The sequence below is a fragment of the Vibrio sp. THAF64 genome, from assembly GCF_009363455.1.
Lineage (GTDB): Bacteria > Pseudomonadota > Gammaproteobacteria > Enterobacterales > Vibrionaceae > Vibrio > Vibrio coralliilyticus.
The window spans coordinates 2,953,912-2,979,897 of record NZ_CP045355.1 but is presented as its reverse complement, the minus strand read 5'-3'; the positions used below and the strand labels follow the sequence as shown (position 1 = coordinate 2,979,897).

At 47.1% G+C, this 25,986-nt stretch carries 16 protein-coding genes; 3 read left to right on the top strand and 13 right to left on the bottom strand.

Annotated features, from left to right (window positions below; genetic code table 11):
- Positions 1–21 precede the first annotated feature (21 nt).
- The 13 genes from FIU99_RS13780 to hemL all read right to left on the bottom strand — a co-directional run bounded on the left by FIU99_RS13780 (position 22) and on the right by hemL (position 20,990).
- Positions 22–2,430 carry a N,N'-diacetylchitobiose phosphorylase gene (locus FIU99_RS13780; RefSeq protein ID WP_006958101.1) on the bottom strand — a complete coding sequence of 803 codons (2,409 nt, stop codon included), beginning with the start codon at positions 2,428–2,430 and terminating at the stop codon, positions 22–24.
- An 88-nt stretch (positions 2,431–2,518) separates the two neighbouring features.
- Positions 2,519–4,426: a beta-N-acetylhexosaminidase gene (locus FIU99_RS13775; protein ID WP_006958100.1), complete on the bottom strand. Its 1,908-nt coding sequence runs from the start codon at positions 4,424–4,426 to the stop codon at positions 2,519–2,521.
- A 10-nt stretch (positions 4,427–4,436) separates the two neighbouring features.
- On the bottom strand, positions 4,437–5,312 hold the full coding sequence (locus FIU99_RS13770) for an N-acetylglucosamine kinase (RefSeq protein WP_006958099.1): 876 nt from the start codon (positions 5,310–5,312) through the stop codon (positions 4,437–4,439).
- Position 5,313: 1 nt separating this feature from the next.
- Positions 5,314–7,035, bottom strand: coding sequence for a glycoside hydrolase family 9 protein (locus tag FIU99_RS13765; RefSeq protein ID WP_006958098.1), 1,722 nt, complete (start codon positions 7,033–7,035; stop codon positions 5,314–5,316).
- A gap of 56 nt (positions 7,036–7,091) precedes the next feature.
- Positions 7,092–8,087 (bottom strand): ABC transporter ATP-binding protein, encoded by a 996-nt coding sequence (locus tag FIU99_RS13760; RefSeq protein ID WP_019276911.1) that lies wholly within the window; start codon positions 8,085–8,087, stop codon positions 7,092–7,094.
- Positions 8,088–8,126: 39 nt separating this feature from the next.
- The gene (locus FIU99_RS13755; RefSeq protein ID WP_006958095.1) at positions 8,127–9,110 is read right to left on the bottom strand and encodes an ABC transporter ATP-binding protein; all 984 of its coding nucleotides are present in this window, start codon (positions 9,108–9,110) and stop codon (positions 8,127–8,129) included.
- 2 nt (positions 9,111–9,112) lie between these two features.
- Entirely contained in the window at positions 9,113–10,138 is a 1,026-nt protein-coding gene (locus tag FIU99_RS13750) for an ABC transporter permease (protein ID WP_006958094.1), read from the bottom strand.
- A gap of 2 nt (positions 10,139–10,140) precedes the next feature.
- A complete protein-coding gene (locus FIU99_RS13745; protein ID WP_006958093.1) occupies positions 10,141–11,127 on the bottom strand; it encodes an ABC transporter permease in 987 nt (328 codons plus the stop codon).
- Between the two features lie 170 nt (positions 11,128–11,297).
- A complete protein-coding gene (locus tag FIU99_RS13740; RefSeq protein ID WP_006958092.1) occupies positions 11,298–12,980 on the bottom strand; it encodes an ABC transporter substrate-binding protein in 1,683 nt (560 codons plus the stop codon).
- 686 nt (positions 12,981–13,666) lie between these two features.
- Positions 13,667–17,053 carry a response regulator gene (locus FIU99_RS13735; RefSeq protein WP_006958090.1) on the bottom strand — a complete coding sequence of 1,129 codons (3,387 nt, stop codon included), beginning with the start codon at positions 17,051–17,053 and terminating at the stop codon, positions 13,667–13,669.
- A gap of 194 nt (positions 17,054–17,247) precedes the next feature.
- A complete protein-coding gene (rsmC, locus tag FIU99_RS13730) occupies positions 17,248–18,270 on the bottom strand; it encodes a 16S rRNA (guanine(1207)-N(2))-methyltransferase RsmC (RefSeq protein ID WP_039951301.1) in 1,023 nt (340 codons plus the stop codon).
- A gap of 78 nt (positions 18,271–18,348) precedes the next feature.
- Complete coding sequence (locus FIU99_RS13725; protein WP_006958085.1) at positions 18,349–19,434, bottom strand: AI-2E family transporter; 1,086 nt, start codon at positions 19,432–19,434, stop codon at positions 18,349–18,351.
- 263 nt (positions 19,435–19,697) lie between these two features.
- Positions 19,698–20,990 carry a glutamate-1-semialdehyde 2,1-aminomutase gene (gene hemL, locus FIU99_RS13720; protein ID WP_006958083.1) on the bottom strand — a complete coding sequence of 431 codons (1,293 nt, stop codon included), beginning with the start codon at positions 20,988–20,990 and terminating at the stop codon, positions 19,698–19,700.
- Positions 20,991–21,245: 255 nt separating this feature from the next.
- Between hemL and erpA the strand changes: the two genes are divergently transcribed.
- The 3 genes from erpA to FIU99_RS13705 all read left to right on the top strand — a co-directional run bounded on the left by erpA (position 21,246) and on the right by FIU99_RS13705 (position 25,977).
- Positions 21,246–21,587, top strand: a complete 342-nt coding sequence (gene erpA, locus FIU99_RS13715) for an iron-sulfur cluster insertion protein ErpA (RefSeq protein WP_019276906.1) — start codon at positions 21,246–21,248, stop codon at positions 21,585–21,587.
- 184 nt (positions 21,588–21,771) lie between these two features.
- Positions 21,772–22,851, top strand: a complete 1,080-nt coding sequence (locus FIU99_RS13710) for an efflux RND transporter periplasmic adaptor subunit (protein WP_006958080.1) — start codon at positions 21,772–21,774, stop codon at positions 22,849–22,851.
- Between the two features lie 12 nt (positions 22,852–22,863).
- Positions 22,864–25,977: an efflux RND transporter permease subunit gene (locus FIU99_RS13705; protein WP_006958079.1), complete on the top strand. Its 3,114-nt coding sequence runs from the start codon at positions 22,864–22,866 to the stop codon at positions 25,975–25,977.
- Positions 25,978–25,986 lie beyond the last annotated feature (9 nt).

Here is a 25,986-nt window from a genome sequence, read left to right as displayed (position 1 = left end):
TGTGAGAGGCTCATTGGGTAGTTAACCAAGCACAACGACGACGTCGTTTACGCTACCTTTTGGCTGTACGGGTATCGTGGCGCCAGACACTTTTTCTCCATTGACTAGGATCGATTTGACCCCTTTGCTCACTGAATCTGGATTCTCCACTTTGATGTTGTACGTCGCCTCTAGCCACTGACGGGTCACTTCGAAACCCGGCCAGTTGGTTGGGATACAAGGATCAATCGTCAGTCCGTCAAAACCTGTACGTACGCCAAGAATAAAGTTGGTTACTGCGAAGTAAGCCCAACCCGATGTGCCAGTTAGCCATGGGTGATTCGCACGCCCGTGATCTTGGTGGTCACGACCCATAATGAACTGCACGTAAGAGTAAGGTTCTGCAATCCGTTTTTCGATGATGTCGTTTTGGTTGTATGGGTTGAGTGCATCGTAGAATTTCATTGCACGGTCACCACGCCCCAATTTTGCTTCTGCAACCCAAGCCCATGGGTTTGGATGTGAGAAGATAGCGCCGTTTTCTTTCACGCCTTGATAAACTCGAGTTACGAAGCCGATGTCATCGTTAGGTGTGGCGAAAGACGGTGAGTTGAGGTGTAAGCCGTATTCAGAGAATAGGTTCTCATCTACGGCATCCATTGCTTTCTCGCCGCGTTCTTGAGATACCGCGCCAGAGAGTACGGCTAAGGTGTTTGACTCTAGGTGCACACGACCTTCGGCTTGTTGTGCTGTACCGATTTTGTCACCGCTCTTGGTGAGACCTCGGATATACCAACCGCCTTCATCATCCCAAAGGTGTGCTTCACACGCTTCGCGGACATTTGCTGCCATCTCGGAGTATTTCTCAACATCAGCGTCTTTACCTAGGTACTTGGCTAGGTCGATGAACTCTTGTAAAGCCCAGAAATGGAGGAACGACACCATTGAAGATTCGCCACCGCCTAGGTTTAAACAGTCGTTCCAGTCTGCGCGTAAGCCTTTACAGATGCCGGTTTGACCCACGTACTCAGCAGAGAAGTCTAAGGCTGCTTTCATGTGGTCATACACGCTGGCATCGCCACCATCTGCGTAAGGGATCATTTCATCAAAGAAGCTGTGTTCACCGGTTTCCATCACGTATTTACAGATGGTTGGCACTAACCATAGGTGGTCATCAGAACACGTGTCTTCAATGCCGTGGATTTTGTCTTCGTCGGAAGGGGTAGGAACAACCGTTGGTGACTTAGACGGTTTCACGTCTGCTTTCTCCGGATCGAACCAGTCTGGATCGAATAGGTGCAGACCATAACCCGCTTTCACCTGTCCGCGCAGTAGATCAACGATACGCTTGCGTGTCATTGCTGGGTTGGCATGAGGGACTGAAATCGCGTCCTGTGCGGTATCGCGGTAACCAAGGCCCGTACGCCCCCCCACTTCGATAAAGGATGCAAAACGAGACCACACGACACAGGTTTCAGCTTGGTATAGTGTCCATGCATTAATCATGGTATCCAGACCTTCATTTGGCGATTTCACTTGGAACTTGCCACAACGCTCATCCCAGTGGGCTTTGATACCAGCGAAGGCGTTATCGACTTCTGCTAGGTCTTGGTATTTAGCACGTAGGCGCTCACCATTGCCTTTGCCGATACCTAGAATGTAGGCAAAGCGAACTTCTTCACCCGGTTGGATGGAGAATTGCTTGTGCAGAGAGCCACAGTGGTTATAACAAGTCTGAGCCGTGTTGGAGCATTGGCCTTTTTCCACGGCGATTGGGTTAGCTTCGTCGCGGTAAAGACCTAGGAAGCTGTCACGCTGACCATCGTAAGAATCTGGAGAAAACGTCGAAGTAAGGTAGTAGAAACCTTCGAAGTCGTTGGTGTTGTAGTACAGGTCGTATTCAATTACGCCTTCATTGTAAGTCGTACCTGCGGAGTACAGAGACATCTGATGGTTTTGGTTATCAGATTGGATATGGCTGAATGAGAATTCAACAAAAGAGAACGCGCTGATGGTACGTGGTTTGTCAGAGGTGTTCTTGATCACCACATCCCAAATTTCTGCGTCTTCGCCTTTAGGGACGAAGAGTGTTTTCGTCGCGGTAATGCCGCTGTATTCACACTTGAACTTAGAGTATGACAAGCCATGACGGACTTCGTAGTTTGCTTCATCTAGGCTTTTGGCCACTGGTTGCCAAGAGATTGACCAGTAATCCCCTGTTTCATCATCACGCAGATAAACGTAATGTCCTGGGCGATCGAAGGTCGCATTCGGGCGGAATTTAGTAACACGGTTGTATTCTGGCGAGTTGTAGAACGAATAGCCCCCCGCATTGTGCGAGATAACCGTACAGAACTTCTCAGTGCCTAGGTAGTTTGTCCATGGCGCAGGTACGTCAGGGCGAGTGATGACGTATTCACGATTCTCGTTATCGAAATAGCCGTATTTCATGTTTTATTCCTTTTCCTACAGCCACTGAGACAGCGGCCTAATGTATTTGCTAGAGAAAACTGCTAAGGGCTATGGCCGTCAGCAAAAGTTATTTCCAAGGGTTGCGATAATTGATGCCTTGTTTATCGAGTAAAGATAAGTGGCCTTTCAGCCTTGCTTGATAGTCGTGCCAGTCGCGATGTTGTTTCATTGTCCAGCAAGCTTCTGCTATTGCTGTCAGGCGAGGGAACACCATGTAGTCCAGCCTTTGCTGGTGGGAGACAAGTTCGCACCATAGAGCGCACTGAATACCAAGAATACGTTTACGGATTGGGTCTTCTTCTGGAATATCAGCCAGAGGTTCATAGCGATACGCGCTTTCGAGAGGGATGACATTCGCCCAGTCGACGCCAGGTTCTTCCGGGGAATAATCCTGAGCCATATCCAGATAGGTGGATTGGGCCGGTTGTAGGACAACATCGAAACCTTGTTTGGCGCACTTGAGGGCTGCTTCTTCACTCAACCAAGAATAAATCACGGTATCTTTGCTGACTTTATCTCCGTGCTGAGCTTCTTCCCAGCCGACCATGCGCTTGCCCAAAGAGCGTAATTTCTGCTCGGCATATCGCAGCAGGTGCCCCTGAAGTTCTTTGGTATTCTGGTAACCTTCAGATTCCATCAATGCTTGGCAATTCGCGCTCTGAAGCCAAACGCCATCAGGCACTTCATCAGCACCGATATGCACCCAAGGGGCTGGAAATAGACTGGCGACCTCCTCAAGCACTTTATCGAGAAACTCATAAGTCCCCGGTATTGCAGGAGAGAGAACATTGTCGGTGTAATGTTGAATACTACGGTATTCCGATTTGTCGCTCGGGTCGAGAAGCAATTCAGGAAGGGCTTTAATCGCTGCTCGGCAGTGACCCGGAATATCAATTTCAGGAATCACGGTAACGCCTCGCTCTTGAGCATAAGCAATCACTTCTCTTACCTGATGCTGAGAGTAATACCCGCCATATACTGGCGAAAGATGACTAAACTGCGGCTTGAGTGCCGACTCTCTTCCCCGAAATGCCCCCACTTGTGTGAGTTGAGGAAAGGCGTTGATCTCCAGTCTCCAGCCTTCATCGTCGGTTAAATGCCAGTGAAAAGTATTGAACTTGTAGTGGGCGAGCTGGTTAATTAGCCGTTTGATATCGTCGATTGAATGGAAATGGCGAGCACAGTCGAGCATCATGCCTCGGTATTTAAAGCGAGGCTTATCCACTACTTTGACATAAGGCACTGATAATTGGTCATTATCTTGTGTTATGAGTTGCATTAACGTGGCACTGGCATGTACGAAACCTGCTGCTGATGCCGATTCAATCCTGACACCTGTAGCGGATACGATAAGCTGATACTGACTTTCATCCAGCGTTGGATTATTGCGAAACAGGATTTCGCTTTGACCAATGGCCTTGGCCTGATAGCCGAATAGATTGGTCAGCTCTTCCTCCAGCCAAGTCGCGGCTTTTTCGGCTTGCGCAGTTTGTAGAGTAATCTGGCTGGTAGTCGATAAATGAAAGGTTCCACCCTGATAACTGATCTGGTTGGGTGCTGGGATCAGTGAGTGCTCTGCAGCAGGTGTCGGGTCAAGTTGGGTGCGCTCTTGATAGGGGGAGGCGAGAGCAATAGGCGTCAACGTCACAGCTAACTCACTGGCACCATTGTCACTGACAATCAAAGCATCTTTGAGGCCGTCAGTGTAAAAGCGCAATGGCGCTGTATTGATGCTAAATTCGCAGTAATAATGCTGATTTGCGTCGAGTGTGTGGCTATCCGGAGTAACAACGCAAAAGCTGCCTGTTTGTTTGATCGAACCATGACTAAAGCTATCAGGAAGGATGTAGCGGTCAATGATGAACTGCAAATGCCAACTGTTTAGTGCTTGATCCGACAGATTGTGCAGCGTCAGACCAAATCGACAGTATTGCTTATGCTCTGACAGAACGGTGAGGTCAATACGATAACTCATGGTATCCCCTTTAATACAGGTTATGCTCTGGTTTGCCAGCAAACATTAATGCCCCTTCAATGGCATCGAATTGGGGTTCAACAATCCATTGTTGAACGGGAGGCGAAAGCCAGTCATGCATACGCTCTGCTATGCTGCCCATTAGGCAAATTCGGTTGGCGCCTTTTTTATGTAAGGCGAGAATGAACATTTCAATGTCGGCTGCAGTTTGCTGAAGCAACGAGATAGCTAATGCATCGGCTTGGGCCGCATGGCGAAAAATCATTGGCGAAAACTGGCCATAGTCACGGGGTAAGGCGTTTTTCGACCAACTAACAATTTGGTCGACATCGTTGGAGAAGTGGGTCATAACTTCTTGACATAAAGGTGTTTTTTCACCAATACCATCTTCAGCAAGGAGCACTTTTTGAATCAGTGTCAGTCCCATCACGGCGCCACCGCCTTGATCGGAAATAGGAAACTCTCGCCCTCCTACAACATGCTGCTCATTGCCGGACAAATAAATGCCACAAGATCCTGTCCCAGCAATCATGATGGCTCCACTGTCGCCATTGTGTGCGCCTAAGCAAGCCCCATAAGCATCGGTATTGAGTACAATGGAAGCGAAAGGATGAGCTTGAGCCATAAACTCCTGCCAAGCAGATTTTTGTTCTGCACCAGCCAAGGCTAATCCTAAATGCATGTGTTTTAGTTGAGATGAGTCGAGTCCGGCTTCTTGTGCAGCGATTGTGACCGCGTCAACAATCGACTGAAGTGCCACATCGACCCCTAAAAGAATATTGGCGCTGCCACTTTTACCTTCTCCAAGTCGCTTACCGTGTTGATCCCTGATGCGTGCTCGGCAAGATGTACCTCCGCCATCAATTCCGACAAAATACTGAGTCATGTTACTGCTCCTCTACGCGACTGAAATGAGCTTGCTGAGTCATGATGGCAAGCAAGTACCACGCACTATGAGGAGTCCATTGCTCGCCCCAGCGCCAGTTTTGTAGCATGTCGTCCTTTTGTCCGGCTGGGTTAAATGCAATATCCTCTGAATCCTCGAACCCTGCCGTTATGCCGTTACAAATTCCTCCTTTGGCATTAAAAAATCCAAGGTGTGGTAAATAGTCGGGGTTGTTGCGTCCGTGCCCATCTAACATGCACATGTCATACGGGTTGAGGCCGAGAATCCAATTGAGAGCATTTTGGGAAAACTTGTTGAGCTTGTGTTTTTGCTCGGCGTCGCATAGATGTGGCTGAGCGAGGTACGCCATCACGGACAATGACGCTAAACGGGCATTTTCTCCCTGCCACCAATAGCCACTCTCATTATTCTGAGCGATGAAGAAAGCGTCCTGTTTTGCTTGGTTGACGCCTTTTACATACTGCCGCGGATAGCCAAAAGGGTTGGCGACTTTAGTGGAGATAGACAGCTCAAATTGGCACGCATGTGTGATGGTGTCGACTGTTGATTGGCGTCGTTGTGGATCATCTTCAACCTCTAAATACAGGCACAGAGCAATGACAGGTAAGCCGGCTTCCGCTGCATGATAATAAGGGCGTGAGCCGTCCTTATTCGCTGACCAGAAATTCTGGATAAGTTCATCTGATTGTTGTCGCTGCGTTAAACGTGTCGCCCAGTATCGGCTTTCTTCAAGATAGAGATGATTTTGTGTCGTTTTGTACAGTTCAGCGCAGGCCATCAGTGCGCAATACTCATCAATGATGTTTTCTTCGCCATCATTGAGGTAGTGGCAATTGAGTTCTTTCAGGTGGTGGTAACCGGACTCAGCTGCATCAAGGTATTGCTGAGTGGTAAAGTCGCCATGGATATCCAAACGTGCTGCTGCCGCTAATGCTGCGATGGCTATACCACCGCCTTGACGAAAGCCAGCCTGAAAGTCGTCTGATTTGTGACCGTCTTGCGTTGCGTAAGAGCATATCTCACGCTGCTGTGGGTCTTTCGACCACTTATCAAATACTGTGGTATAGAAAAATCCCGACTCGTGCTGCATCCGGACCAGAAAGTCGGTACCGAATAAAGCTTCGTCTTTGAGACGTAACTGCGTAAATGCTGCCAGCTTTGAGCTGGTCTCACATAGCTCAAGACCTTTGAGTATATTCCACACCACCATTGGAATTTGTTGTGGGTTCAAGTAGTTGGCATAAGAGAGGTGACTTAAATATTTGCTGACATCACCCGAGGCATCGTACCATCCGCCACGGACGTCGACAGTTTGACTGCTGTTTAATAGCGGTATGTTTTGATCCTGACGATCGTAGATGCCGCTGCTGCGTTGGGATTTAAAATAGTGCAGTACGTCGGACAGTGTGGAGGTGAAGAGCAGATCTTGATCGATCAAAAAAATAGAGGACTGACAACTATTGTATTTGAGGTAGTAGCGCCCTAGTGTTTTCACGTTGGAAAAATCAATGCGAAAAAAATATCCCTGGTGCCAATTTGCGACTCGAGTGCCAGTCTCGACATCCAGTGACGCAACAGTCTGATGACTATCTGCACACACCAAAAGGGCAGTGGAAGATGGTAGGTTGGGTACATCTGCCATCAGAATAGCCTGCTTTGGTCCCAGGGATTCATAACCAATGTGGTTAGTAAGTAGCAGCATTAAAATCTCCGAGTGAATCTGATGAGCCAGCTTCTTAGGCTGGCTTCAATATGGTTTTAGCTTTGATATAGGTAACAACGCACAAAGTGGTTATCTGACAGTTGAGTGACTTCTGGCAATTGTTCACGGCATTGGTTAGTTGCATGCTGACAACGTCCAGCAAATGGGCAGCCCAAGGAATTAGGTGTCCAAAGAGGGATCTCACCTTTATTGCCTTTTAGCTGCTCATGGATCGATTTGCTTGGATCCGGTACAGCGGAAACCAGTAATTGAGTGTATGGATGTTGAGGGTTGTGAATGATCTCTTCTGTGTCTCCCCACTCAACCATATGACCGACGTACATTACGGCAAGATCTTCAGCGATGTAGCGCGCAGTTGCGATGTCATGAGTGATGTAGAGCAGTGACATCTGCTTTTCAAATTTCATCTCTTCCATCAGGTTGAGAACGCCAGCTCGAATCGAGACATCCAACATGGATGTCGGCTCATCAGCGAGCACGACCTCAGCACCCACGGCAATATTACGCGCTAGGTTAACCCTTTGGCGCTGGCCGCCGGAAAGTTGATGCGGGAATTTTTGCGCGGTTTCCTTAGGAGGAATAAGCCCCACCTGTTCCAGCAAGTCGTAGACACGCTCTTCCAATTCCTTCTTATTTCCCGGTTTGACCTTTTTATGGATCAGTAATGGGCGGGCAATATGATGGAAAATATTATGGGTTGGGTTAAGAGAGCCAAATGGGTCTTGCCAGACCATTTGCACGCCTTCGCGATAGGCCATCAGATCAGAGCGAGAGCCAATAGTCTGGATATCACGCCCTTTGTATTCAATGGTGCCGCTGGTTGGGGCATACATCTTTGCGATCATCTTGGCAGTGGTCGATTTGCCTGAGCCTGATTCACCAACCACTGACAGGCCACGGCTTTTGTACATTTTAAAAGATACGTCGTTTATCGCGCGCATCATGGGTTGCTGCAGCGCATTACTGTTAATCGGGAAGTCTTTAACTAGATTTTTCCCTTCCACCAGTAGTTCACCAAATTCTTTGCTCATCATTGTCTCCAGTAATCGTTATGTTTTTGTCTTCCAGCGCTAGAGTTTGGCTTGGGCTATTGGCTCACCATATAGGTGGCAGTTTGAGAAACGACTTGGCTCTATTTGTTTCAGTTGAGTTGGTATCTTGGTACAGGCTTCGTGGACACGATCGCATCGTGCTTGGAATCGACAACCTTGTGGAATTTCCAGCAGGTTGAGTGGGTTGCCAGGGATACCAGTCAACTTCGTTTTTGGACCAGTGAGTGGAGGGAAAGAGCTTCCCAGCCCTTTGGTGTACGGGTGGTAAGGGCTTTCTAAAATTTGCTTCGATGGTGCGACTTCGATCAGTTCACCTGAGTACATAATGCCGATGCGATCTGAGAATTCGACCATCAGTGAGAGATCGTGAGTAATGAACAAAATAGAGAAACCAAATTCTTCTTTCAGAGCGTAGATCTTCTGAAGAATCTCGCGTTGTACCACAACATCCAAAGCAGTGGTTGGCTCGTCCATAATGATCATTTTAGGGTTCAGTGCGAGGGCAATGGCGATGACCAAGCGCTGGCGCATACCACCGGAAAACTGGTGAGGGTAGTCAGTCAAACGGCTTGGATGAATGTCTACTATCTCCAGTAACCCTTCTGCGCGTTTACGTGCTTGCTCACGCGTTATGTTGGTATGACGCATAATCACGTCGCAAAATTGCTCTTCCATTGGCAACACTGGGTTCAGCGCATTCATCGCACTCTGAAACACCATTGACATCTCACTCCAGCGAAAGGCTTGCATTCTTTCATCGCTGTAATTGAGGATGTTCTCGCCATTGAAGATGACTTCTCCACCGGTAATAAATGCTGGCGGCTTGTGCAGTCGCATTAACGAGAACGCGACCGTTGATTTTCCGCAGCCAGATTCTCCCGCCAAGCCAAAGACTTCACCGGGAGCGATATCAAAGCTGACATTGTTACAGGCGCGAACGTCGCCTGCTGCTGTGATGTAATCAACACATAAGTTACGGATAGAAATGAGTGGTGCTGTCATGATTATTTATCTCCGCTCCAAAGTGCATTTTGTGGTGCCAGTTCTGGCTCACGTTCTTTTTTGTCTTGCTGGGCTAGCTTTTTCCAACGCTTCATCCCTTTGTGCGAGCGCAGCTGCGGGTTAGCAATTTCGTCTACAGCGAAGTTAAGTAATGCCAATCCAGTAACGAGTAGGATAAGGGCCGCACATGGTGCAAACAGTTCCCACCACGCGCCAATTAGCATTGAGGAGGAGGTCTGAACGTTATAGAGCATGATGCCCCAGCTGACGGTGTTAGGGTCACCTAATCCAAGGAAGGAAATCGTTGCTTCCATCATGATGGCGTACATCACTGAACCAATGAAACTTGCGCCCACAATTGGGATTAGGTTAGGTAGGATCTCGACAAAGATGATGCGCCAAGACGATTCTCCGAGTACTTCTGCGGCTTTAACGAACTCTTTCTCACGTAGAGCTAGAGTTTGTGAACGAATTACCCGAGCGCCCCAAGCCCATGCAGTCAGGCCAATGATCAGCGCGATGGTTAATGGCCCAGCTTCACCAATGAAAGCGGCTAGTACGAATAGTAAAGGGTACTGTGGGATGACCAGCATGATATTCATAGCTGCAGTTAAAAAGTCATCGACCCGACCACCGAAGTAACCTGCGGAAATGCCGATCACAGTCGCAAGGAAACACACGGTAATACCAGCACCAAAACCTACGGCAAGTGATACTCGAGCACCGTGGACAAATTGTGACCAGACATCGCGTCCCATACGGGTGGTGCCAAGTGTGTGATCGGCTTTTTTCGACATCAACAGCGTTCGGCGGTCTGTCGCTAGGTTTTCTGCCACCCAACCGTCTGGGTTGGCTTGTGCTGATTTCACGATGAACGCTGGGTACTCGTGTGGGTTACCTGTACGCTTGTCCGGTGCGTGTTTAGTGAGCAGAGGTGCTGCAAGCGCAATAAACAAGAAGATGCCGATGATGATGCTACCAATCAAAGCGATTGGGTTACCTATGATGAGTTTGATGAATCCCTTCATGATTATTTGCCTCCCTTACGTAGGCGAGGGTCAAGCACGACATAAAGCATGTCAGCCAATAAGTTAAAGAACAGCATGAACAGCGTCATGATCAGTAGCTGGCCCTGAAGAACTTGATAGTCACGAGCTTTAATTGCATTGAAAAGTACTGAGCCTAAACCTGGATAGTTGAAGATGATTTCGATGATCAACTGACCACCAATCGCCATACCTAGCGCCATGGATAAGGCGGTTACACTAGGTAGCAAGGCATTTCGTGCTGCGTAATTGAAGACCACACGGTTTTCACTCAAGCCCTTGCCCTTAGCCATTGTGATGTAGTCTTCTGCGAGTAGGTTGATCATGTTGTTACGCATGTTGACAAGGAAACCGCCGATTTGAACTACAGACGCACAGAAAAGAGGTAGGACGGCGTGATAAGCCACATCTTTAATGAATGCCCAGCTCGTCCAATCTGGAGATGTGCCTGCTGTATAAGCGTAGCCAGTCGGGAACCACTTCAAGCCAATCGCGAAAATAAACATCGCAATCATGGCAATGACGACTTGCGGCACGGCTTGGATGATGAGCATGCCCGGTGTGATGAATGCGTCGTATTTGCTACCGCGCTTCCAAGCTGCGTAGATACCCAGAATAGAGCCGATCGAGAAAGATAGGATGACCGCTGTACCCGCAAGGAACAGTGACCAACCAAAGGCACTGCCTAGCAAGTCATTAACAGCGAGTGGGTAAAACTGGATTGAGGTGCCCAGTTCCCAACTGAGTATATTCTTCATGTAGGCGATGTACTGGACAAAGAGTCCACCATCGACAAAGCCCAGTAGTTCTTTCATGGCGGCAATGCGCTCAGGCGTCACCTGGACAGATGCGTTAGCAAACATCATGGTGACCGGATCACCCGGCATTGCACGCGGAATAATAAAATTAAGTGTCGCGGCAACTAAAAGTGCGACAAAGTAAAATGACAAACGTCTTAAAAAATAACCCATAACTTACACCTTACTCACCCAGATTTTCCCTGTTTCTGGTTTCAGGTCGCTCCTAGCGAAAGTCAAAATTGAGAGCGAACAATCCCCTGACGACTGGCGCCACACTTTAATAGGTCAAAGCTTTTGGGGATAAAGCGGCGTACGGAATGTACGCCGCATAGATAGAACGCTTACTTAACTGGTTTTAGGTCCAGAACGTGAAGTAGACGCTCAGGGATACCAGCCCAAATGTTTGGACGGCCCTTCGGATTTTCTTCATTCCACCAACCAGTGAAGCGAGTTGTGTTGTATTGATACATGTAAGCACCAGACATCACAGGTACAGTCACTTGATCTGCGGCAATGATTTGCTGGATGCCGTGAGCAATTTCTAGCTGCTCGTTTTTATCAGCTGTTTTGTAGAAGCTGTTCAGTAGGCCATCTAGCTGGTCATTTTTGTAGAAGTGCATGGCAAAGCGAGGCATGCCATCACCAGATTGCAATGCTGAGTTGTAAGCACTGTTCCAGTAAGTGTATGGATCCGCGCCGTGGAAGTAGTTGGTGTACGAGACATCGTAGCTACCTTCCAGCATTGCTTGGTTATACACAGAGAAATCTGGTGTACGAGCTTTGGCTTTGATGCCGACTTCAGCGAGCTGTTCTACCGCTAGCTGAACAGTATTGTTGAAGTCTGTCCAACCGTTTGGTGATTGAATCAGAAGCTCAAATGATTTACCTGATGGCGTGTCTACAAAGCCATCTTTATTGACATCTTTGAAGCCCGCTTTGTTTAGCAGCTCTTTTGCACCTTCAACATTGTAGGTGTTGTACGCTTTGTATTTGTTGTGAACATCTTCGTCAGACCAAGCTTCAAATGCGTAGCCAAGACCTGAAGCAAAGTCGTTCACTGTACCGCCACCGTAGTAAGCAATATCAATGATGGTTTGACGATCCAGTGCCATAGAGAACGCGCGACGGAAATCAACATTGTTCAACGCTTCATGCTTAGCTGCATCTGGGTTCTTGAAGTTGATGACGAAGGCCTGAGTACCCGCTGGTGGATACCAGTATTGGTGGCTAGGACTTGAAGCTGCATACGTACGGTCGATATCTGGAATGAAAGATGACGTCCAATCCATTTCGCCGTTAACCACTTTACCTAGGAACTGATCGTTGTTCGCGATTTGAGGCACACGAAGACAATCTACTTCTAAGTTGTCTGCATCCCAGTAGTTCGGGTTACGACACTGAATGTACAGTTGCGCTGTAAAGGTATCGATTTCAGTGAACGGGCCGGAACCTACAGGGTTTTCGTTAGTGAAGGTCGCTGGGTTTTTAACATCCTTCCAAATATGCTCAGGAACAACTGGCACCTTAGCAATCTCGTAAGGAACGTTAGAGTTCGCTTCCGTTAGGCGGAATTTGACTTGGTAGTCATTTAGTTTTTCAACACCAGCCACCCAAGAGTTGATACCACTTTGGTCCAGTTCTGGCTTCTCTTTTACTAGGTTAAAAGAGTAAACAACGTCGTTTGCATCAAAGGTTTCGCCATCTGACCATTTCACGCCTTTACGAATATCGAAAGTAACGCTCATTAGGTCATCAGACATTTTGAAGCTTTCAGCCAAACGGAATACAGGAGTATTACCATGCATTTCGTTAAACACAACAAGAGGTTCGTATAAGAAGTCTGTTGTTGTGTGAAGGTTAGTGGCACCTAAATACGGGTTAAAGTTACGTACAAAAGTGGTGAATTCTTTAGGGTGTACTGTTAGTTCACTGCGTTCAGCGGCGGTAGCGACAGAAGTAAATCCTGTTGTCGCTGCAGCAATAATTGCTGTTGCTAGTGTTGTTCTTTTAATGTTGGCAAGCATAGCTGTTCCTTACTATTTGCTTTCATTTCACTTATGGAATTGAATGCCATCAACTGATGGACACTCCCTAAAACCTACCTCAAGTATTATTTCACCATGCCGGAGGAGCAGGAAAATTGAGTGGCCTGTAGGCCTTAGGCAAGTTAAGAAAACACCTTTACGTTAAATTTGGCAATTGCCTATCTCGTCAAAAACGTTAAAAAGTACCTTATTGACGTCAATAACGTTAATTAGCCCCTTTTTTAATCAACAATCGAGCTATTCCTAAATTTGAACTCACTCGCACTACCATAGCTATGACTTATTGTTTGTTAGTGTTTACTTACATTGCTGCTCAGTTATGTTAGTGGTATGTAGAAGCTTCTAGCTATATGAGATCATTATCACTAGTCTTTATCAAGGTTATTTTCTTGCGGAAAATTAATTCTGCCGTCTTGTTGTGATTGTGTTCGCAAACTGAGTTCTTTTCTTCTAGATAGCGCTAAATAGACGGTTTTTAAGTGGCTCTCCCGATGTAATTAGAGTGTCTTAGCGGAGCCTAAATCAGGTTGTTTTCTATTGTGTAAAAACTTTATAAGGCTAAAAAGTGCATCGGGCTATTGATGAGACAGAGCCATTTATAGAAAGGTAGCGAGAGACAAAATAAAACCCGCTTAAAGCGGGTTTATATGGAATATGGGGGCTACTTAGCTGGTTAGGAGGTGTTGCAGCTTATCGCGAAGGCTCTCAATATGAGTACGCTCAGGGCTCATCTCTTTACAGTGTTCAAGGATGTACTCAAGAGAACTCAGTACCGTTCGCCAGCGCGGTGTTTTTGGTAACGTTTCGACTCGCAGGTATTTGTCCAGAGTCCGAGTCTGTAAGGTGCTACGGTCGAGGTACACACGCCATAACCCGCTTTGCTCTGCGAAAGCAAACTTGCTTTGACCAGTAACGCTTTCCCAATAAGTTAGCGCACTTGTCATTGCATCAACTAAAACTTCACGCATGACTTCTTGCTTGGACTTGTTATCAGTGGTGGCTCGATCAGCTAACCGCGTAAACTCTCCACCTAACTCTTTTAACTCTTGCAGTTTGGCCTTATCCCCTTCAAACGCGTAGCTGGAAAGGGCTTCAACCGCGGTTTCTAGGTTATTGATCCGCGCGGCATTGACACTGCCCCCCACGTTAAAGATGTACATGGATTTGAGTCCAGAGCCTTCTGGAAGTTTGAGAATGTCTGCGGACAAGTGCTGGCGGACATCTTCGACATAAACATCAATGACGCCACAGTAGTGCGGTTGCTCTACGTTAAGGAATTTTGGTGCAATCAACTCATCTGCATTGGAACGGCGTAATTGTTCTGTGGTGCGTTTAAATAGGCGAGACGCAGCATCATTGGTGAAGCGGATTTTATTGTCGTCACGTACGCAGATAATCGCTTCTGGTGCGGATTCCAATTGTTCCAATAAACGCCCCTGAGTTTCCAGTAAACTAGCTTCAACCATGGCGCGCTGCTTAAGCTCAGTTTGTAGTTGCTGGTTTTCAATCCGACGCTGTTCAGCTTTGCTCGCGGTCAAATGTGCTGTAATCCGTGCGGCGAGCTCTTGTTTGTTAAAAGGTTTTGATAAGTAGTCATTGGCTCCGGCTTCGAAACCTCGAACTCTGTCATCGGGCTGATTCAATGCTGTGAGCATGATGACGGGGAGCTGAGCATGATCATAGTCTTTACGCAACACTTCACACACCTGATAGCCGCTCATTCCCGGCATCATGATATCGAGTAGCATCAGTTCTGGTTTTTCATGAACAACGGATTCAACGGCTTCTTCGCCATTTTTAGCGGTGCGTACTCGGTAGCCTTCGAGGCGAAGGAAGCTGTCTAAGACACGCAGATTGACCGGTTCATCATCGACCACTAACAGCAATGGCCCGTCAGGATTTTCCGGTAAATTTGAGCCTTCGATTATTTCTAGGTCATTGTTTTCTGGAGCAATGAAATGCGCGCCTTCGATATGGCTTGCGAGGCCTATTTGCTCGGTTGAGGCGATTGGCAAAGTGAAACTAAAGGTCGTACCAACCATAGGTTGGCTGCTTACGTAGAGCGTGCCTTGCATCAAATCAATCAACTGACGGCTGATAGATAGACCAAGGCCGGCCCCTTGGCGATAACGGCTACTATCACTGCCAGCCTGAATCAGGGGTTCAAAAATGTGCTCAAGTTGCTCAGCAGGGATCCCCTGACCAGTATCTACTACTTGAACGCGGATGTTGTCGTCGACCTGAGTGGCGGAAATGACGATTTTACCTTCACTGGTGTATTTGATGGCGTTACCAACGAGATTGTATAGAACTTGCTCTAAGCGTTGAGGGTCGGCGCATACCCATAGCGGATCGTTAGGAACCTGATTAATGATGCGAATGGGTTTGTTGCCCACTAAGTGAGTCGACAGTTCGAGCACCAAGCGCGTTGCTCCGGAGATATCCACAGCTCGGGTTTCAATATCGAGATTACCGTAACGCATTTTGTGGTAATCAAGCAGGTCATCAACCAATGTGGCCAAGCGCTGGCCGCTACTAATGATGATGTCGAGCTGGTACTTGTGATCCGCGGTAATTGGCCCATTAGCGCCGGAGATCAGCGCTTCTGCGATACCTACCATGCCATGGAGTGGAGTTCGCAATTCATGAGAGGTGGTGGCGAGGAACTCATCTTTGAGTTTGTTCGCCAATTGCAGCTCGTCATTTTGCTTTTGGATCAGCTTTAGGTTGCTCTCCAGCTCTTCATTTTGCTGTTTTATGAGCAGTATTTTGTCGCGAATGGAGCGTTGCATGCGCTCAAAGCTGATGGCCAGTCGGCCTATCTCATCTTTTCGCTCTGTATTGATGATGTCTGTATCGAGATCGCCAGCCGAGACTTTTTCTGCCGCCCACGTCAGCTTCAACAAAGGCGCGGTAATAAAATTAGACAAGTAATGGGACGCTGCAACCACCAGTACAATTGCACATAGCATGGCAAATACGAAAAGAGTTTCGAGTTGGTGGACGCGTGCAAAAGCTTCTTTTTCTGGCACTTCTACCACAATGGCCCAGTCGACACCTTTAAACGAAATCGGACTGTAAGCCGCGATGGTCGCCTCTCCTAGCGTGTTTGTGTATGTTCCAACATCGGTTTTTCCTTCCAATGCTAAATCAACAACTTCGCGGCTCTTATCGATGTCTTTTTGCTCATACGCCATGGTTCTTGATTTATGGTCAGCACCTACCAGTAAAGTTTTCATTGCTGAAGCGTTGTTGGTATCAGCTATTAGCTTAGTGATGCCATTGTTTGGTAAACGGAACATGGCGTAGCTGTGGAGATAACCTTGCTGAACGATGGGAGCGCCGAGCCACGCGACAGGTTTACCTCTGTCCATCTCAAAGTCTGAGATGATCACCGGTGTGTAATCTTCATTGGATTTACGCTTTTCAGTAACCTGAGTTTTCAGCTTGTGGAAGGTTCTGCCTAGATTGGTATCACGAAAGCGGCCAGTAAGCAGATTGGTGCCGTAGTTGTCGTGTTTAAAGATGGAGTAGGTGACGTTACCTTCTAAATCAACCAGCAAAGCGTCGTCAAAGTCTGAGCGTTTGAGCAGTTCCAGATAGGCTCTGTGATAGCGCTTATGCAGCAGTCGATAGCGCTCAGTGCCGGTATAAACATTGGACTGAGGAAGTATTGAGGTTTTGATCTGATCGCCTGAGCCAGGAATGTAACGCCGCTGAGCGTACTCGCGTGCCTGAGCCATATCCAGTCCTAAGCTGCGAAATGCATTGACCAAGCCGTAGAAACGCCCGCCACTGGCATAAGCCAGTTCAGAGCGGACAAAGCCCATGACTTCCGATTCTTTGGCATACATGTAGTCAGTGACTTGTTGCTGCTTACTGTCTCGTACGGAGATTAAGTGCGAAGTACTTTGCTCCTGCAAATCTTTGGTATGAGATTGGAGGAAAAAAATCGCGATGATCGTGAGCGGTGTAATACTCAATACAAGAAATGCCAGCATTAAAGTATGTTGCAGGCGCTTAAATCTTTGTTTTCGGTACAACTTAAACATGAGCTAACTAGACTTTCCGTAATGAAGGCAGGCAATAAAATGCCCAGTAAAAAACGTAACTATCCTAGAATGACAAAATTAACGAGTTTTTTTACTTTGACAAGTAAGTCTGAGTTAAAGCGTGGATGAATGCGCAATTTTTGCGAATGGAGAGAAGGTGAGCCCGATATAAAGCGTTATATCGGGCTAAATGTCTATTTTTTTGCGTAATAGATTGTGAACTTATTGGTCTTATTTAGCGTCTCACAATTACCAAATGCTTGCTGAATGATAGGTGGATACTTGAGAAAGCTATTGGCAACGATAAGTAGCTGACCACCCGAGCGTTGGTGTTTTGGTGCTTCGGCTAATAAAGTTTCGGTCGCACTGTAGCTGGTATCTAAACCCGCATGAAAAGGAGGGTTACTAATAATAAATTGATAGTCTTGGCTGGTATCAGAATAAATGTCTGAAGCAAATACTCGTCCTTTTAGACCGTTGGCTTCTAATGTTGCTTTGCTGGATTCGACCGCCAGTGCGCTGATGTCGCACATTTCGAGTTTAATCTCAGCATTGAGCGTCGCCATGACAGAGCCAATCACTCCGGCACCACAGCCAAAATCCAATACTTTCCCTGACAGCGCTGGCAAAGTATCTAACAGCAGTTGACTGCCGATATCGAACTGGCCGTGACTGAATACCCCAGGTAAGCTTTTGATCGTCAGTTCATGCCCTTGGTAGCTGACCCGATACTGCTTAAACCAATCATTAAGATTAAACTCAGCAGGTTGCTCAAGACATTGCCCCCAGTAAAAAGAACAACGTCTTGCGGAGTCGAACTTATTGATTGGCCCGTAGGGTTTAAACATCTTTTCAATGCTTTTTACACCTGAGCGATTTTCACCGACAACGACAACTTCAGTCTCTGGGCCTAGTTTAGCCAACAACATAGCCAGCAAAAACTCGGCTTCGGCTTTTGCTTTTGGCCAGTACAGTAGGATCATGTCGGCTTGAGTCTGGTCAGTAAACTCAGCGCCAAACACAGTTGTTACTTGGGGGGTAGACTCTAATTGACGGTAGTAACCATAGTTGGTGGTAAACACGGTGACAGATTCACAGTGTTTGCTGAGCTCTACTGGGAACAGGTCTTCTGACTCCCCAGCGACAAGAACATGTTTACCTTTAAAGTAGGCGAGTTGTCGTTGTGCAATTTGGCTCGGTGCAATATAGGCAGACATAATGGACTCTGGCTGAAAAAAGACGGGGGATTTTCGCATAATCCCCCGCATTCTTGAAGTTTTCCTGTTTCCTAGATCTTAGTTTTGATCTTGTTCATCGAGGAAATCCTGAAATTCTTCTTCATAAATATTAAACAGCACCATGGTAATGGCGAAGATCAAAGGGCCGTAGATCAATCCAATCAAGCCAAACAAGTGAAGACCGCCTAATAGAGAGAAGAAGATCATTAGAGTGTTCATTCCTGCACTGCCTTGCATTAACAATGGTCTGAGCAGGTTATCAATTGAACCAACGACAGCGACACTCCAAATAGTAAGGAAAATCGCCCACGTTGTATCTCCAGTCAAGAACAGGTAGGCCGCTGCAGGTATCCAAATCAATGCGGTGCCGACTACAGGAATAAAGGAGGCGAAGCCCATCATCGTACCCCAGAACAGCCCTGGGAAACCAGCGAGCCACATACCGATACCGCCAGCAAGACCTTGCGCGATTGCGGTTAGAAATGAGCCCATTACGGCAGATTTGGACACTTGCTCAACTTCATCCAGCAATTTGTCTTCTTGGCTGCGAGACAGTGGCAGGATATGACGAATCGCGGCAATGATTTTGTCGTGATCACGAAGTAAGAAGAACAAAACAAACAACATCAGGAAGAAGTTGAGTAGGAAGTTCGTCGCATCGCCAAGAATTTTTGCACTGATACCGACTAAGTTCGAGCCAAATGAGGTGGCGAACTGAGCCACTTTCTGACCGATTTCCTGAGGTTGAATCTCATCAAAAGGTAAGTAGGTATTAATGATAGACAAGCCTTTTACTACCCATGGATGTTCGAACAGGGCTTGGATGCCACCGTGGGTCACCCACTGGTAGACGTTTTGTGAGAATGCTGAACCTTGTTGAACAATGGCGGCGAAAACAAAAAGAAGAGGCAGCACTATGATGACGGTGAGTAAGGTACAAGACAGCAACGACGCGATGTTTCTATGATTCGGCATTCGGTTTTCGATCCACTCATGGATAGGAAACATCAGCAGAGAAATGATAAACGCCATCACAATTGAGTTTATGTAAGGCTCAACTAATAAAAAGCAGGCAAAGCCAGCAGCAAGTAGCGCAACAATCAATACCCAATGGCTGGAAGTTATTTTGAGTTTTTCTGACACGTTTGTTGTCCAATTATTCATCGTGATAGAAGTATAATGGCTGTAAATTACTGAGTCTTCAACGCAAAATCAAAATGTTATCAGCGGAGGGAAAAACTATGGGATGCTGCAATGATGATAAGTCCTGTTGTGGAAGCGCAAAACCTAAGCGGAAAATTCCTTGGTTTTCCCTGATTCTTGTTCTGCTGGTCGTTTTAGTCGTATTTAACTGGCAATAAAAAAGGCTGCATGCGCAGCCTTTTGTCATTTATTACAACGATGAATTATGCTTCTTTGGCTAGAATTGCAAAGCAGCGGTCAGCCGCTTCTAATGTTGCTTCAATTTCTTTACTGCCGTGTGCTAGCGAAGTGAAACTCGCTTCAAACGCAGAAGGTGCTAAGTACACACCATGTTCTAGCATTAGGTGGAAGAAGCGTTTAAAGCGTTCGATATCGCATTTAGTGACGTCTTCGTAACACGTGATTTCTTCTTGTTCCGTAAAAAAGAAGCCAAACATGCCACCCACTTGATTGACGACCATTGGAATACCGTGTTGCTCAGCAAGAGATTTAAAGCCATCAGCCAATTGTTTGGTTTTTGAAGCGAGGCGTTTTTCGTTACCTTCTTCTTTCAGTAGGCTTAAACAAGCGTAACCTGCAGCCATCGCTACTGGGTTGCCAGACAGCGTACCTGCCTGATAAACCGGACCTGTTGGCGCGATGTATTGCATCACGTCTTTACGACCGCCAAAGGCCCCCACTGGCATACCACCACCGATGACTTTACCTAGTGTCGTGATATCTGGCTTGATATTGTAATGACCTTGAGCACCGCCTAAAGCGACACGGAAACCTGTCATGACTTCATCAAAGATCAGCAGTGCGCCTTCTTCATCACAGATTTGACGTAGGCCTTCGTGGAAACCAGCAACTGGTGGGATACAGTTCATATTACCCGCGACGGGTTCAACGATGATACAAGCGATTTCGCCTTTATTCGCAGCAAACAGCTCGCGAACAGAATCCAAGTCATTAAACGTGGCTGTTAGCGTGTGCTTAGCAAAGTCTGCAGGAACACCTGGAGAGCTCGGCTGACCAAGCGTAAGTGCACCGGAACCTGCTTTTACCAGTAAGCTGTCTGCATGACCGTGGTAGCAGCCTTCAAACTTGATGATTTTGTCTCTGTTGGTAAAACCACGTGCGAGACGAATGGCACTCATAGTAGCTTCTGTACCTGAGCTGACCATTCTGACTTGTTCCATTGATGGCACGAGTTCAGAGACCAGCTCAGCCATTTGGATTTCCATTTCAGTTGGTGCACCAAAGCTTAGACCACGCTGCGCAGCTTCAATCACCGCTTCGCGAATGACTGCGTGGTTATGGCCAAGGATCATCGGGCCCCAAGAGCCAACATAATCAATGTAAGCTTTACCATCAGCATCGAAAATCAACGGGCCATCTGCGCGTTCTACAAAGATAGGTGCACCGCCAACGCCGTTGAAAGCACGTACTGGAGAGTTAACGCCACCAGGAATAGTCTGTTGTGCTTTTTCGTAAAGCTCTGCTGATTTGGTCATGGATATATCCTCTTTTGATTGCTCGGACCAATTTGGCTGGCATTGTACCTGTCGATTCCCGTTCAAGAAAACGCTTTGCGCCACATTATGGGCAGTTTTCCATCAAGAAAGCGGAGTTTTTATGAAAAAAATCCACGAAAGGTGGTGAATACTTGAACGGATAACTCAGGTATTAGATAATGGAGCGATTATAGAAAGATGATTTATCCAACACTGTACACAGTGATTGGATTTACATGAGTGAGAGAGGTCATCGTGAGCGAACTAAATATCCCACTAACATTTTCAGATGCAGCGGCACAACGTGTTGGCGCACTAATCGCTGAAGAAGAAAATCCAAACCTGAAGTTGCGTGTTTACATTACGGGTGGGGGCTGTAGCGGCTTTCAGTATGGCTTCACATTCGATGAGAGTGTCAATGACGGCGATACGACGATTGTAAATAGTGGCGTAACGCTTGTAGTTGACCCAATGAGCCTACAATATCTTGTTGGTGGTCAGGTGGATTACACCGAGGGTTTGGAAGGTTCACGTTTCTTCGTAAATAACCCTAATGCGACAACAACTTGTGGCTGTGGCGCTTCATTTAGTGTCTAAATTAAAAGTCTAATTTGCAGAGCCGCGCTAAGTCGCGGCTTTTTCTTTTCTGCCAAATATCTATGCAACCAGGTCAGAACTGAGACCTCGGCTAAATTACTGTCCAACTGTATTTTATTTTTTATTGGTTAATTTATATCCTGAGCTTATAAAAGTTGGTGCTTTTACTCAGCAAGGGATTGTTATGGGCAAATTTTCACTATTCCGTTTTCTCGCGGTCAGACCCTACATTGTTTCACTCGTTATTATTCTCATTTTATCGATTTGGCTCGGTCTTGGCACACTTAAAGCGGACGATGGTCAGCCTGAGCATCAACAAGAGGTTGTGCCATTGGCTAAAGTGGCCTTTCAGACCTTTACTGCTCAAAGTACCCATAAATCCATCGACTTATACGGCAGAACCGCACCAGAAAAACAGGCCAAGCTCGGCGCAGAGATCGCGGGAAAAATTGTTGAGTTAAAAGTACGTAAGGGATATAGCGTTAAGCAGGGACAAGTTATTGCTTTGATTGATAAAGGGGATTTGGAGATCCAGCTTGAGCGTGCCAAGGCCATGCTTAAAGTGCGTGAGAAAGAATACAAGGCAGCTCAGTCACTTAAAGATAAAGGATTACAAGGTGAGGTGGCTTTCAGTAATGCGCAGGCGGCCTTAGTTGAAGCCAAAGCAATGGTGAGCAATGCCAAGATTGCTCTGAGAAACACCGCGGTTACGGCACCATTTAGCGGTATTGTCGACAGTTTAGATATCGAACTCGGTGATTTTGTTGGCGTTGGTGATCCGGTCGCTAGTTTGATTGACCTCAGTCAGATAGTGATTGAAGCCGATGTGAGCGAGCGGCATATCCAAGACCTCACGCTAAACCAGCCTGCGTCAGTCAGTTTTATTGGTGGCGAAAAAGTCGAGGGTAAGGTTCGTTACATTTCTCGGATTTCTTCAGCTTCAACCAATACTTTTCCGATAGAAATTATTCTGCCTAATCCACAGCAAAAAATTCCTGCAGGGATCAGTGCCGAAGTGGAGCTCAATCTTAAGCAGCAACTGGCGGTGAAAGTGACTCCAGCAATGTTGGCCTTAGACGAATCTGGCAACTTAGGGGTTAAAACGCTTGTCGATGAACGAGTGCACTTTATTCCGATTCAGCTAGTAAAAGCAGAGCAGGACGGCGTGTGGCTGACAGGTTTGGGTGAGCAGGTCAGTATTATCACCACCGGGCAAGGTTTTGTACGAGACGGCGACCAAGTGATCGCTGTCGAGCAGCAATAGTAAGGAGTCATTATGTACGCCTTAATAGATGCGGCCTTATCCCGTACCCGTACCATGCTGGTGCTATTGGTCTTCGTCCTGATAGCTGGTGTTATGACTTATCTGACGGTACCGAAAGAATCCAGCCCGGATATTACCATTCCAATTATCTATGTATCCGTGGGGCATCAGGGGATTTCACCTGCCGATGCTGAACGCCTCTTGGTTCGCCCAATCGAGCAAGAGTTGCGCTCGATTGAAGGGGTTAAGGAAATGACCTCAACCGCTTCTGAAGGACATGCTTCTGTACAGTTGGAATTCAGTGTCGGTGTGGATCTGAATAAAGCCATGGCGGATGTGCGAGAAGCGGTTGACTTAGCGAAGCCCAAATTACCGGAAGAGAGTGATGAACCGACGGTCAATGAGGTAACGTTCGCTTCAGAAGAGCCGGCTTTGACGGTGGTTTTGTATGGTACGGTGCCCGAGCGCACCATAGTGCAAATAGCCCGTCAACTCCGAGATAAGCTGGAGAGTTTTCGTCAGATCTTAGAAGTCGATATCGCTGGAGATAGGGAAGACATTGTCGAGATCATTGTTGACCCTTTATTGATGGAAAGCTACGGATTAGACCAAGCGGATATCTATAATCTGATTGCCCTCAATAACCGAGTCGTGGCTGCAGGCTTTGTTGACACTGGTTATGGCCGCTTCTCGGTAAAAGTCCCATCGGTATTTGATTCGTTGAAAGATGTTCTTGAGTTGCCAGTTAAGGTTGACGGAAAACAAGTGATCACTTTTGGTGATGTGGCAACGGTGCGCAGGGCGTTTCGCGACCCTGAAAGCTATGCACGCCTTGATGGCAAATCTGCGATTGTTTTGGATGTGAAAAAGCGCGCGGGTGAAAACATTATTGAGACTGTCGCTTTGATCAAGCAGGTGATGGAGGAAGGTCAAAAGCGCGCCGACTGGCCGAATAATTTGCAAGTGAAATACACTTGGGATCAGTCTAAAGACGTCAAAATGATGCTCAATGATCTACAAAACAATATTCTGTCAGCGATCATTCTGGTTGTTGTGGTGATCATCGCTATCTTGGGTGTCCGAACGGCATTATTGGTGGGCATTTCCATTCCCGGATCATTCCTCACGGGACTATTGGTTCTTTCTGTGTTCGGCCTGACAGTTAATATCGTGGTGTTGTTCTCGTTGATCATGGCGGTCGGTATGCTGGTGGATGGGGCGATTGTTGTGACGGAATTTGCTGATCGCCGCATGCAAGAAGGAACACCGCGCCGAGACGCATACCGGGATGCCGCTAAACGTATGGCATGGCCGATTACCGCATCTACCGCGACAACCTTAGCGGCATTTGCTCCGTTGTTATTTTGGCCAGATATTACTGGCGAGTTTATGAAATACCTGCCTTTGACTCTGATTGCGACATTGGCAGCGTCACTGGCGATGGCATTGTTGTTTGTCCCTGTACTCGGCGGTTTGATTGGTAAGCCGCAGCATGTCACCAAACAACAACGTGAGAAAATGGTCGCTCTGCACGATGGTGACTTTTCCAAGGCCACCGGGCTGACCAAACTCTATCTTGAAACGCTTAACATCGCTTTACGCCATCCACTAAAAATTCTGTTAAGCGCGATTTTACTTGCTGTGGGAGTCGGCCTCACCTACGCCAAAGCGGGCTTAGGTGCAGAGTTTTTCCCTGAGGTAGATCCGCCATTCTTTACTGTCAAAGTACGTTCTTATGGCGATCTGTCGATAAATGAAAAAGACGTCATCATGCGTGATATCGAGTCTGTCATGCTTGGTCATGATGAGTTTGAAAGCGTTTATACCAAAACGGGTGGGGATGATGAAATCGGACAGATTCAGATCACGCCTGTGGATTGGCAGTATCGGCGTAAAGTAAAAACTATCATTGATGAACTAAAGCAGACGACCGACCAATATGCTGGAGTAGAAATCGAGTACAAGTTCCCAGATGCTGGACCGCCTGTGGAGCATGATCTGGTTATTGAAATGTCGACGCGTATTCCAGGAGAACTAGATCGCGCGGCGAAAATGGTTCGTCACTGGGCAGATGCGTACCCTGCTTTCACCAATATTAGTGATACATCAAGCAAAGAAGGCATCGACTGGCAGATAGACATTCGTCGTGATGATGCCTCACGCTTTCTTGCTGATGCGACATTGGTGGGCAATACGGTTCAATTTGTCACCAATGGCCTCAAACTTGGGGACTATTTACCAGATGATGCCACTGAAGAGGTCGATATTCTGGTGCGTTACCCAGAAGATAAGCGTGATATTGGCCGTTTTGATCAGCTTAAAGTCAAAACCGCCGCGGGTATGGTCCCTATCACCAACTTTGCCAGCATTATTCCCGATCATAAGCAGGACACGATTCGGCGTATAGACGGGCATCGAGTGATCAATATTTTTGCCGACATGAAAGAAGGCTATAACTTAGCGCTGGAGCTGCCTAACGTTGAACAAGCACTTGCCGATCTGAACTTGCCAGATGGGGTCGAGTTTAAGATCCGGGGGCAAAATGAAGAGCAGGAAAACTCCTCCGCTTTCTTACAGAAGGCATTTTTGATCGCTTTAGTGGTGATGGCGTTAATCTTGATCACTCAGTTTAATAGCTTCTATCAGGCGTTTTTGATCCTCAGTGCGGTGTTGTTCTCCACCGTGGGCGTTTTTGTCGGTTTGTTGATTTTCCAAAAGCCATTTGGCGTCATTATGTCAGGTATTGGCGTGATTGCTTTGGCGGGCATTGTGGTGAATAACAACATCGTTTTGATTGATACCTACAATCAGCTTCTCAAGCGCGGTATGGATAAGCGAGATGCGATTTTAAGGACGGGGATGCAGCGTTTACGTCCAGTTCTGTTGACTACTGTGACGACAATCCTAGGTCTGCTGCCTATGGTACTGGAAATGAACATCGACTTAATTAACCAGAAGGTTGAATTCGGCGCTCCAAGTACCCAGTGGTGGTCGCAATTGGCAACCGCTGTTGCTGGGGGGCTAGCGTTTGCAACGGTGTTAACTTTGGTGTTGACACCATGCTTGCTGATGCTGGGTCGACAGCACAAGGTTGAAGAAAACGCGAATATCATAGTAGAAGATTAAAAAAGCCCG